Consider the following 12,524-nt stretch of genomic DNA (forward strand, 5'->3'; position numbering starts at 1 on the left):
ATAATATAGTTGGGATTAGTGGGAACAGGATGGTGTAAAGGGGACGTTATGGTGGTATCGATGGAGACAAGAGGGCATTAGAACGGGCGAAAAGGGTTTAAAGTGGGGCGTTTTGAGTTAAGCAGGATTGGAATAAAAATATTTAATAAAATATAGGTGAAACCATGATTGACGAAGAACTTTTAAAGGAATTTATTATAGAGGGCAACGAGCATCTTTCCGATTTCGAGGTGAACCTTAACAGACTTATAGATGAGCCTGAAAATCGAGAGGTACTTAATCAGGTTTTCAGGGCGGTCCACAGCATAAAGGGCTCGGCGGATTACCTGGGACTTTCCAAGACCGGCGGTTTCCTTCACTCCCTGGAGGGGATATTGGAGAAGCTGAGGGGAGGGGATATGAGGCTTACTAAGGAGGTCCTGGACGTACTCTTTCTGGGGATGGATACAGTCAGGTCGATACTTAAGGACCTCTCTCAGTCAGGGGAGGAGATGACCGATATTTCTGCGATTCAGGCCAGGGTCGAGAGTGTTCTTGAGGGAGTGGGTGAGGATGACGAGGTGCTCGAGCTTGACGAGGTAAATGACAAAGATGTCGACATCTACGAGGGGCTCGAAGAACTGGACGAGGCCTTTAAGGAATACGAGGAGAAAGAGGAAGGGGAGGATATCTACGAGGGGCTGGAAGATGTGGACGGTATTTTTGAGAGAGAAAAGAGGGAGAAAGAGGAGTTGGATATTTACGAGGGGCTGGAAGATGTTGACGACATTTTTGCGAGGGAAAAGGAGAAAGGGGAGGAGGTGGATATATATGATGGGCTTGAGGATATAGACTTCGAGGGGGAGTCCGGCGTTGCAGGGGAGAGGTTCGATGAGAAGGAATCGACGCAAACAGATTTCTTCGATGACGAGATAGAGGTGGTGTTGGAAGAGCACCTCACGGAGCTTGAGAGGTCGGTAAAGAAGCTCGAGGATACAAAGACCCTCGATGAATTGGATAACTTCCTGAAGCTTGTCAACAGCTTCAGTACGTCCATAGAATATTTCGGATTTGACGAGCTAAACACAATACTGTCGGGAATAATCAGGACGGTTCAGCTTATGCTGGATGAGGGCGAGAGGGTGAGCGATACCGAGGTCCTTTATTTTTACAATGCGTTGGATCAGATAAGGGGATTTGTCAAGGGTGAGGGCTTTTCCGAGGTTATTGAGCCGAAGAAGTCTAAGACGTCGGAAATCTTTTCAAGAGTGCTCACCCTTGAAGAAGCGGTAAGGGAGTTTACGATTATCCCTGGGGTGGGGGGATCGAAGGCAAAGGATATCTATGAGGCCGGCATAAAGAGCCTTAAGGCTCTGTCCGAGATCCGGGTGGAGGAGCTGGAGGCGATCAAGGGGATAAACCTCAATCTCGCCAGAAATATAAGGGCCTATTTCCGGGAGAGGGGAGATGTTGTAAAGGAAGAGCCGAAGCCCGCTAGGGTTGAGCCGAGACCGGCCAAGGAAGAGCCGAAACCCGCTAGGGTCGAGCCGAAACCGTTTAAGACCGAGCCGCCCAAGCCTGGGGTATCGGACGATGTATCGCTCAAGTTAAGGGAAGAGGTGAAAGAGGACTTTAAGGAAGGCTATGACGTCGAGTTGGTGGACATTTTTCTGACGGCAACGGTCGACCTCTTTTCACTTCTGGAGATAGATCTCGGAAGCATAAGGAAGATGGAGGCGGATGAGAATACATTGAGGGAGATAATCGATGTTACGTGGAAGCTTAAGAGGTCAGCCAAGTATATGGAATATGAAAACATCTCTAAACGGCTCGACGAGGTCAACAGGCTTACCACAAAGTATCTCGATAACAGAGATGAATTTACAGTCGATGACGTGAGCCTCCTCGTCAAGGGGCTCTTGGAGTTGAGGGAGGGCTTAAGAAAATCAAAGATTATATCCGGAGGCGAAGAGGCGGGAGATGTGGATTACGAGGAGTTATCGGAGGAGGATAAGGAGCTTGTCCAGATATTCCTCTCAGCCGCCGACCAATACATAGACACTTTATCGACGTGTCTTACGAATTTCAGGGAGGGCAAGAACATCGAGGAGACCGTCGAGATTTATCAAAAGGCATTGGAAAGTCTCAAGTCTTCCGCAAAATTCATGGGATACGATAACATTATCGACAACCTTGACAATCAGCTGGGCCTCATAGACAAGAACGTCATCGAGGATAAGAGTGGGTCCCAGCTTTACGGCGATCTTGTGGTAAGCTTTAATAAACTCAAGGAAGAAGTGGAGGAAGTGAGCGATATCATAAAAGAGATTTCCACGGAGAAGATGGAGATAAAGACGTTGTACCTGAAAAAGGAGCCGGCCGCTCGATTGGAGGATGTGGAGGTCAAGAGGAAAGATGTCATCGAGAAGCTCCCTCCCAAACCGGAGCCGGTTGTAAGGAGGGAGCCGGCGGCAGCGCCTCTCGACAGAAGAGCCGTGCCGACCGGCCAGCCGGGAGCTCAGCCGACCGGCCCGTCGGGAGCTCAGCCGACCGGCCCGCCGGGCGGTGCGACACCGCCTGATGGAACCGGCGGCATGATGCCTCCCGGGGACGAAGGCGAACCCCCCGGAACTGACTTCGCATATTCCAAGCAGACCCTCAGGGTGGAGACCGATCGGGTCGATAATATAATGAACCTCGTCGGGGAATTGGTGGTAAACAGGGCGAGCTTCTCTCAGCTTCTTTTGACCTTCAAAGAGGCATACAGAGATATTCTGGAATTGAAAAAGCTGGACAAATCGGAGATAGCCCTATTAAGACAGCTTTCATTGAACATGGAATCCTCGACCATGGAGCTGGGAAGGGTGGCAAATGAGCTTCAAGAGGGCGTTATGCGCGTCAGGATGGTCGGGATAAACCAGCTCTTCAGCAGGTTCCCGAGGCTTGTCAGGGACCTTGCCGACAAGATGGACAAGAGGGTCAAGCTGGCCATAACCGGCAGGGAGACGGAGCTCGATAAATCGGTGATAGAAGAGATAGGAGACCCCCTTATTCATATAATCAGAAACGCCATCGACCACGGAATAGAGTCCGTTGCCGAGAGGAGGAAGAATGGGAAGCCAGAGATGGGGACCCTCGCAATTTCCGCCTATCACCAGGGAAACCAGGTGATCATCGAGGTGACCGATGACGGAAGCGGCATCGACCAGGAGGCAATCAAGGACCGTATGGTCGTAAACGGGGAGATAACGGAGGCGGAGAGGATCAGGGTCTCGGAGCGGGAAGCCCTGAACTACCTGTTTAAGCCCGGAATATCCATGGCGAAGAGGATAAGCAACGTCTCTGGACGAGGTGTGGGGCTCGATATAGTCAAGAAGAACATAGACAAGTTGAACGGTACGGTGGACGTTGTAACCGAAATGAATGTCGGCACCAAGTTTCTAATAAAGCTGCCGTTGACCCTTGCCATTATTCAGGCCCTTATAGTGGACATATCGGGGAAAAATTATTCAATCCCCCTGTCGGCGGTAACGGAGACCGTAAGGGTAAATCTGGGCGAGATAGACACCATAGAGGGCCATCAGGTGTTGAGGATAAGGGACAAGGTACTTCCCCTCTTGAGTCTGAAGGATGTTTTCAAGATGAACTACGACCTTGAAGGCGAGGGTTTTGTTGGAGAAAAGCAGGTCTTTGTAGTGGTCCTTTCGGCGGAGGGTCGAGAGGTGGGACTTATCGTCGACAGGCTTGTGGGAGAGGAAAATATCGTTATCAAGTCTCTCGAAGAGTACCTCTCAGACACCAAGGGTGTCTCAGGAGCTTCGATTATGGGGGACGGCAAGATCTCGCTTATCCTTGACGTGATAGAGCTTGTAAACCTCGCCATAGATAAGGAGAAGAGTATCAGGAGAAGGCAGATGCAGGAGCGCCTGAAGAGGAGAAACAGCAGCCGGAGGGGCAATGATACGACTTCCCCGGCTTAATGTAGTTTTTATGTGATCTATTTGAGCCATGGCAGACAAGATCAGAGTTTTGGTCGTAGACGATTCCGCGGTGATCAGACGCGCCGTAATCCAGGCAATGCAGGAGGTGGACGACATAGAGGTTGTGGCCGTTGCGAGCGATGGTCAGGAGGCTATTGCCAAATACAAAGAATATAGACCCGACGTCGTTACGATGGACGTGATTATGCCGAAGATGGACGGTCTTTCAGCCCTCAGGATTCTTGTAAAGGAGCATAGGGCGCCGGTTATCATGCTCAGCGGATTGACAAAGGAGGGAGCAAACATCACGCTTCGCTCCCTTGATGCCGGCGCGGTTGACTTTATTACAAAACCCCAGAAGGGATCGATGCTTCTGAACTTCCAGTTCTTGAAGGATGAGCTGTCGTCAAAGATCCGAACTGCGGCAAAGGTAAATTTTGATTCCAACCTTACCCTTTCCAATGAAATAAGTGCCGCAAGAGCAGATCTGGATGTCGACAAGAATGTCAAGAGCAAATCGATCGAAGGATATACGAAGGAAGAGCTTAACAGGCTCTCTGAAAACAAGGTCGTGGTAATCGGGGCCTCCACGGGGGGGCCCAAGGCTATCGAGTATATCCTGTCCAAGATGAAGAGGAAGTTACCGGCGGGGATAGTAGTGGCACAGCACATGCCTCGGTTTTTTACGCGCTTTTTCGCCGACAGGCTGAACAGGATAACGTCGCTCAGCGTTGACGAGGCGAGAAACGGCGATATAATCGAGGAGGGGAGGGTTCTCGTAATCCCGGGGGAGCACGATGTAAGGATATCCAGGGTTTTTATGGCACCCCAGATCGAGCTGGAGGCGAAGGAGGTTGAAGACAACTCACCGACTCCCTCGATAGACACCCTGTTCTACTCCGCCGCGGCGACCTTCGGCAAGAAGACCCTCGGAGTTATACTTACAGGGATGGGGAGGGACGGATACAAGGGGCTTAAGGCGATAAAGATAATGGGGGGCAGGACCATCGCCCAAGACGAGAGGTCGTCTTTGGTCTTCGGAATGCCTAAATTCGCGATAAACGCGGGAGTGGTGGACAGTGTAATGTCCCTGTACCAGATACCGGGAATGATCGAGAACGTTATAAACAATGATTCAAATTGATCCTTAATGCTTTGGGGTGCTATCTATCAGTAATGCTGTCGGCAAGGCCATGAGTAAAGTAATAACAATAGCGAGCCAGAAGGGGGGGGTCGGCAAGACGACGACCGCGGTAAACCTGGGGGCGTCGTTGGGAGTTTTCGAGAGGAAGACCCTCGTTGTCGGGATCGATCCCCAGTGTGGGCTCTGGTTGAGCTTCGGGCGAAACAAGGAAAACCTGAGGGGCGGGGTCTATGACGCCGTAGTCAACTCGACGGAGCCCGCCAAGATAATACACGGCACCGAGATAGAATTTCTCAATTTTATCCCGGCCAATATATGGTCAAACGAGGAAGAGACAAGATACCTGACCACGATAACCCAGGATATCCTGTCGATAAAGAGGATCATAGACAAGATCAAAGACGACTACGAATATGTCTTGGTGGATTGCCCCCCGTCTCTCGGCGCCGTAACGGTGGCGGGAATGGCCGCGGCGGACTACCTTTTGGTTCCGGTTCAGAGCGAATACTTCGCCCTGAAGACCATCGGGAGGCTCATCAGGGCGGCGAGGGTGGTGGGACGAAAATACAATCCGAACCTGAAGCTTCTCGGGTTCCTGCTGACCATGGTCGATTCGAGAACGGCGGCGTCCGTCGAGGTTGTCAAGAGCCTTCAGGATGACCTCAAGGGAAAAGTATTCAATACGAAGATCCCGAGAAACGTCCGCCTCTCCGAGGTGCCGAAGCTGGGCAAGCCGGTCGTGCTCTTCGATGTCGTGTGCCCCGGGGCGAAGGCCCACCTCGACCTCACAAGGGAGGTAATAGAAAAGACGAAGGGATAACGGCCGATATGCATGGGGGATCGGGCTTGATCCAAAAGGTGGGGGCCGACGGCTGTATCCGGAACCTGGCTGTTGCCAGTAGGGTTGGATAATTCAACGGGGGGGATACGTTAAGATAAATCCCCAAAAAAAAGATATAAGTGGGCCAAACCATTCAAATAGACCTTCCATAAGACAAAGAAGTGGGACAATCCATCCAGACAGACCTTCCAAGAAACATCGAATTGAGCCGACCCATTCAGACGGATCATCCAAAAACATGGAAGTAATATAGAGAAACGGGCGAAAGCGCCCGTTTTTTTTTCGTCTCCTCTCATTATTTTCTATGAGAAATATCTCTTGAAAAATAGTCCTTGACAAAGGGCATGCCGCCCGTATAATTGGTGAACCCCGTTCATTTAACATTCGGCCGGGGGGATGATTGGGGGAAGGGGGATGAACAGAATACCTTTAAGGGCGAGAAACAAGATGGACAAGGAGCGGAAGAGGCGGCTCCTCATCGATTCCGCAAAATCGCTATTCGTCGAGCGCGGATACGGCAATACGACCGTGGATATGATAACCGAGAGGGCCGGGGTGAGCACGGGCACGTTCTACATTTACTTCAAGAGCAAGAGCGAGGTCTACAAGGTATTTCAGGATGAGGGAATCGATATATTGACGGGTATGATAAAAAAGGCCGTCGCTAATCCCTCCATGTCGCCGATCTCGAAGGTGACGGCCGCGGTAAAAGCCTACTTCCGTTTTTACAGGGAGTGCAGGGAGTACTTCGATCTAATCGCCGTCATATCCCTCGGGGGGCAGGACGAGCTTAGGGAGCGGGAGAGCGAGATCGGGAGGCGGATCGACGACAAGACGCTCATCCTTTTGAGGGAGATCGAGGGGGTGATAAAGGAGGGGGTTGATTCGGGCGATTTTTACCCGGTGGACACCTGGGAGGTGACCAACGTACTCTGGGGGATGCTGGACGGCCTGATAATCCTCTCCGAGAGGGACAACGTCCGGGTGATTGAGCTTGACATCGAGGAGCTGATAAAGACCGCCCTCGAGACCGCCTTCTACGGCTTCGCCCGGCGCGGGAAGGATTAGGCAAATTGTATTGGGTGGCTGAAAATAGTGTTTTTGGTGATATTAAAGAAAGCGTTTGGATCAAATCTTCGGCTTTCAATATGGATTAATATTTAAGGAGTTAAAAGATGAAAGAGAGACTCTCCCTCGGGGCAAAACTCGGCTATGGAATCGGGGATTATTCCTTCAACCTCGCATATCAGACGGCGGCCCTTTTTTTCCTTTTCTATTTGACGGATGTCTACGGCGTAGCCGCCGGCGTTGCGGGAATAGTAATAATGGTATCAAAGGTTTGGGATGCGGTGAGCGACCCGATGATGGGGTATATCACCGACCACACGAAGTCCCGCTGGGGGAGCAAGAGACCTTACCTCCTTTTCGGGGCCATCCCCCTCGGCGTCATGTTTTTCTTGATTTTCTACTCCCCTGATTTTGCACAGCTTCTCGGTATCGATGATCCGGCAAAGATCGAAAAGTACAAGGTCATCTACATTACGGCTGTTTTTATACTCTTCTGCACCGCCATTACAATCGTCAACGTCCCATACGGCGCCCTGACCGCCGACCTCACGCAGGACTCCCACGAGCGGTCGGTTTTGACCGGCTACCGGATGGTGTTCGCCATAATCGGGGCGCTCTTTGCGGCGGCCGCAACCAAGATATTGGTGGGTCTCTTCGGCTCTACGGGGGTCGTGAAAGACGGGCAGGAAGTCGTTGACTCGATCTTCGGCTTTCGCATGATGGGACTTGTCTACATGGTATTGATCGTCGTTGTCGTCCTCGCCACGTTCTTTTCTGTCAAGGAGCGGGGAGGGGCCGCGAAAAAGGTGGAGGCCGAAAAGGAGTCGGTCATAGACAACCTCAAGGTCATCTTCACGAATAATCCCTTTTTGATCCTGATATCGGGGACTATCCTGAATCTCACGGCGGTCCTCATCATGGCGGCGGTGGTCAACTACTTCTTCAAATACAACCTCGACAGGGAGGATATGGTCCCCATTGCTTTCTTGTGCCTCTTCGTCACGGCGATCTTGTTCATGCCCTTTTTCGTCTGGCTCTCGAAGAAGACCAGCAAGAAATTTACGTATAATGTGGGGATGGGCAGTTTATCAGGGGTACTGGTGTTGATCTTCTTCTTTGGGGACAAAAGCATTGTTCTCACCATTGTCTTTTTTGTCATGGCCGGTGCCGGCATGGCCACGAATTGGCTCTCCGCCTGGTCTATGGTTCCCGATACCATCGAGTACTCCGAGTGGAAGACCGGCATCAGGAGGGAGGGGGTCATATACGGGGCGTTCCTGTTCGGGCAGAAGCTGCCGGTGGCAATTGCCGCATTCATAGCGGGCCAGACGCTGAAATTCGTTGAATTTGTGCCCAACGTAGCTCAGACGCCGGAGGCTCTTTTGGGGATAAAGGCTCTGCTTACGCTGGTCCCCATCGGTTTTATCCTCCTCGGGATTGTCATCATCTCGAGGTTTCCGATCAGTGCCGGGGTCCACAGGAAGATATTAGAGGAGATTGAGGCGAAAAGGTAGCGGTTCTTTTGGATGCGGAGCTGTCTTGATTGAGACAATCATTGTGCTGACCTGTTTTTCAAGGAGATAACGGAATGGAGCAAGGGGCAAAGAGAGACGTTGTGCCGGTGGGTGTAAAGCTCGGCTACGGCGCCGGGGATTTCGCCATGAGCATGGCGTTCAACCTGCCGGCGTTCTATATGATGTACTACTTCACCGACGTCTTCGGGGTAGCCGCCGCCGCAGCCGGCATGATAATGTTTTCATCCAAGATTTGGGATTCCCTCGTCTCCCCAGCGATGGGCTACATCTCGGATCACACAAGGAGCCGTTGGGGGAGCAAGAGGCCCTACATCCTCTTCGGGGCCGTTCCCGCCGGAGTGTCGATAGCCCTCCTATTTGCTACACCGAACATCGCCTCTGAGGGGCTTCAAATAGCCTACGGGCTCGCCATGTTCTTCCTCTTCTGCACGGCCATGACGATGATGGTCGTCCCCTACGGGGCGCTCACCGCAAACATGACCTCCGACTCCAGGGAGCGGACGGTCATCTCCGCCTACAGGATGGCCTTTGCCGTTGTCGGGACGCTGGTGGGGGCCGGGGCAACGATCCCCCTGGTCAAGAGATTCGGGGGGGCTTTATTCGAGAGGTTTTACGGATTTGCCGATGTCGCCTCCGAAAAAGCGGAGATATTGGTAAACGTCCTCGGCTTTAGATCGGTCGGAATCCTCTACGGAGTCGTCCTGGCCTCGATCGTCCTGGTAAGCTTCTTCTCGGTGAGGGAGCGCCCCAACGCGGAAACGAATTTGGGCGATAATCTCACCTTTAAAGATAACGTCAGGCTCATACTGAAAAACAGGCCATTCCTGATATTGACCTGCGGCGTCCTCATGCACCAGACCTCCATAAACATAATGTCGGGGGTAATGGTCTACTTCTTCAAGTACAACCTCGGAAACGAGCTGATGGTCCCCGTTGCCTTCATGATAATCTTGGGGGTCGGCGTCTTGATGCTCCCCGTCTATATTTACATCTCCCACAGGAAGGGTAAGAAGTTCGCCTACAATATGGGGACCGGTATCATGGCGTCCATGTCGATTCCCATATTCCTCTTCGGGGATATAAGCATCGGGCTGACGATGCTCCTCCTTGTTCTGGTCGGCTTCGGTATATCCACGGCCTTTCTGTCCCCCTGGTCGATAATCCCCGATACGGTGGAGTACTCCGAGTGGAAGACAGGGATCAGGAGGGAGGGGATACACTACGGCTTTTTCCAGTTCGCCTTCAAGCTCTCCGGCGCCATAAGCGGCCTGGTTATAGGGGTCGTCTTGAGATTCTCCGGGTATATAGCGAACCAGCCGCAGACGCCGGGAGCGCTCCTCGGGATAAAGACGCTTCTCACACTTATCCCAATGGTTTTGTGCATTGTTGGGATAACCTTGATATCACGGTTTCCGATAGACGCCGAGATGCACGAGCGGATGGTGGCGGATATTAAAAAAAGGGGGCAAAAATAGTTAGTAAAAAGGGGGGGGCAAAAAGGGGGGGGGAGGGGAAATAGTAGTTGACTAAAGCTGACTTTTTGATATAAAGCTTCGTATGCCTCTTAGATTTTCGGCAAGGAGCGGGATACCATAGTCGATTACTGCCGAGGAGGGGACTCTTTTAAACAAAAATGTTTTCAGGGGGGATCTATGAAATCCGATTCGAATAGCAATAACGGCGGGGTGATTAGGGGGGCGCTCCCCTTAAAGATTAAGCTGGGCTACGGCCTGGGCGATATCGGGAGCAACCTCTTTATCGTCACCACGGGGATGTTTCTCCTTTACTTCATGGTCGAGGTGATGGGGATAGACCCGGCCCTCGCGGGGACGGCGCTCCTCTTCCCGAAGCTGTGGGACGTCGTGTCCGATCCGATAATGGGGACGATCTCCGACGCCACGAGGTCGAAACACGGCAGGAGGAGGCCCTACCTCCTTTACGGCTCGGTGCCGTTCGGCCTCACTTTTTTAATACTCTTCATCGCCCCCCACTATGCATCTGAGATGGCAAACACAATCCACGTGGCGCTGTTGTTCGCCCTGGGGTGCACCGCCTTTACCGTAATCAACGTCCCCTATTCAAGCATGGTGGCCGAGATGTCGGACAACTACAACGAGAGGATGTCGATAACCGCCTTTCGGATGTCCTCGGCGTCGGTGGGGGCGTTGATCGCCGGCGGGGCCGCAATGCCGCTGGTCAAGCTCGGCGGCGGGGGGGAGACGGGATTTGTCTTCATGGCGGAAGTTTTCAGCGTCCTCATTATAATTTCGTGTCTCATATGTTTCTACTCCACAAAGAGGGCCCCGGCGCTCCCGCCGAAGGAGGATACACCTCCCATCTTTGAGCAGATAAGGATCGCCTTTAAGAACTTTCAGTTTTTTATGCTGATGTCGAGCTATTTCTTTCAAGCCCTGGCGGTGGGGGTCATGATGGCCGGGTTCGTCTTTTTTATAAAGTACGTCATGGGGCAGACGGAGGAGTCGATGGGGATCGCATTCCCGATATTCCTCGTGACCGGAATCCTCTTTATACCGGTCTGGAATGCGGTGGGAAAAAGGTTCGGGAAGATAAGGTCCTATTATATCGGGCTTGCCATCTTCACGGTCATGCAGCTCTCCCTCTTCTTTTCAAAACCAGATCTCATCGTTTTTTTCTATATTCAGATATTTATCTTAGGCATCGGCTTTTCCAGCTTTCAGCTCTTCCCCTTCTCGATGCTCCCCGACACGATAGAGTACGACCAGATGCGCTCCGGGATGAGGAGGGAGGGGGTCTTCTCCGGCATGTGGTCTTCGGGGCAGAAGATAGCCTATTCCGTGGGGCCCCCGATAGTGGGCCTGGTGCTGGCGGCTTTTCATTACGACAAGAGCCTCGAATACAATCAGCCGGACAGCGTCGCCCTTGGCGTCAGGCTTGTGTTCTGCGTATTTCCCGCCGCCATGATATTTTTAAGCTTCATCCCGTTCAGCAGGTACGGCCTTACGGAGAAGAAGTTCGAGGAGATAAAGAAGGTGATAGCCAAAGAGGGCGGCTCATAAAGAAAGGGGATATGGGATAACGGAGTAAATTTTGCGGAGATAGACATGAAGGAGATCGACGGCCGCTTCCGGCAACTCGACGGGAGACAAGATGCGGCAGTTCGAGTTATGCGGGATTATGCGGGATTGAGGAGATAGCGATTAGTATTTAAACCTTAACTTATAAAGGAGGAAGAAAGATGTTCAATATTCCCGATCTGATTGCGGTGCTGAACCGACCGGAGCTGACCCAGCAGACCTGGGATACTCTTTTGAGAAAGCCCGAGCCGTTCCAGTGGTACATAGCGCCTATCCTGGTGTTTGTCTTCTACATATATTTCAACGAGATCTCAAAGAAGAACTGGAAGGGTGTCGCGGCGGGCCTCTCGTTTTACATGATCCACTGGTTCTTCGAGATAATGAACTCGCTGATCCAGCACTTCTCCGGGCACGCCCTATGGCTCGTCCCGACGGGGACGTCGTTTCTGCTCCTGATCGGCGTGTGCATCGAGATAAGCCTCGCATTTTCGGTCACCGGTCTCGTCTTTTCAAAAATACTGCCGGAAGACCCAAAGGTGAAGATTCTGGGCATACCGAACAGGCTCTTCTTTGCGGTGGTCAACGCCGCCCTCATCTCGATAATCGAGATATTTCTGGCCTGGACGCCGGCGTTCCACTGGGTATACCCCTGGTGGGGGGCTCTACCAGTCTTCATCACCGTCTACATCCCGTTTTTCTACGGGGCGTTTCTCTGCTACGACTGGAAGCCTAAGACCCAGAAGATTTTTATCGGCACGCTGTTTTGCATCGATGCGCTGATGATAGTGATATTTGCCGGTGTGCTGAGATGGATATAGTCCAACCCCGCTGATGTTTATTGATCAGTCCCCCTCCCCCCCTGCGGGGAGGGGGGCAATATTCTTCTTTACGATTGCAGCTTTGGAATAGAACCAATCCGCC

8 protein-coding genes are annotated in these 12,524 nt (G+C 52.1%); all 8 read left to right on the forward strand.

What is annotated here, in order from left to right; all coding sequences use genetic code 11:
* Positions 1-164 precede the first annotated feature (164 nt).
* The 8 genes from JW984_04290 (at position 165) to JW984_04325 (ending at position 12,421) form a co-directional block, all read left to right on the forward strand.
* Positions 165-3,959: a chemotaxis protein CheW gene (locus JW984_04290; GenBank protein MBN1572397.1), complete on the forward strand. Its 3,795-nt coding sequence runs from the start codon at positions 165-167 to the stop codon at positions 3,957-3,959.
* Positions 3,960-3,987: 28 nt separating this feature from the next.
* Entirely contained in the window at positions 3,988-5,103 is a 1,116-nt protein-coding gene (locus tag JW984_04295) for a chemotaxis response regulator protein-glutamate methylesterase (GenBank protein ID MBN1572398.1), read from the forward strand.
* Positions 5,104-5,152: 49 nt separating this feature from the next.
* Positions 5,153-5,923: a ParA family protein gene (locus tag JW984_04300; GenBank protein ID MBN1572399.1), complete on the forward strand. Its 771-nt coding sequence runs from the start codon at positions 5,153-5,155 to the stop codon at positions 5,921-5,923.
* Between the two features lie 435 nt (positions 5,924-6,358).
* Entirely contained in the window at positions 6,359-7,012 is a 654-nt protein-coding gene (locus JW984_04305; protein ID MBN1572400.1) for a TetR/AcrR family transcriptional regulator, read from the forward strand.
* Positions 7,013-7,119: 107 nt separating this feature from the next.
* The gene (locus tag JW984_04310) at positions 7,120-8,526 is read left to right on the forward strand and encodes an MFS transporter (protein MBN1572401.1); all 1,407 of its coding nucleotides are present in this window, start codon (positions 7,120-7,122) and stop codon (positions 8,524-8,526) included.
* Positions 8,527-8,600: 74 nt separating this feature from the next.
* Positions 8,601-10,022, forward strand: a complete 1,422-nt coding sequence (locus JW984_04315; protein ID MBN1572402.1) for an MFS transporter — start codon at positions 8,601-8,603, stop codon at positions 10,020-10,022.
* Between the two features lie 177 nt (positions 10,023-10,199).
* Complete coding sequence (locus tag JW984_04320; GenBank protein ID MBN1572403.1) at positions 10,200-11,585, forward strand: MFS transporter; 1,386 nt, start codon at positions 10,200-10,202, stop codon at positions 11,583-11,585.
* 179 nt (positions 11,586-11,764) lie between these two features.
* A complete protein-coding gene (locus tag JW984_04325; protein MBN1572404.1) occupies positions 11,765-12,421 on the forward strand; it encodes a hypothetical protein in 657 nt (218 codons plus the stop codon).
* The last annotated feature ends 103 nt before the right edge of the window (positions 12,422-12,524 follow it).

Origin of the sequence: Candidatus Zymogenus saltonus, from assembly GCA_016929395.1 — a bacterium.
Lineage (GTDB): Bacteria > Desulfobacterota > Zymogenia > Zymogenales > Zymogenaceae > Zymogenus > Zymogenus saltonus.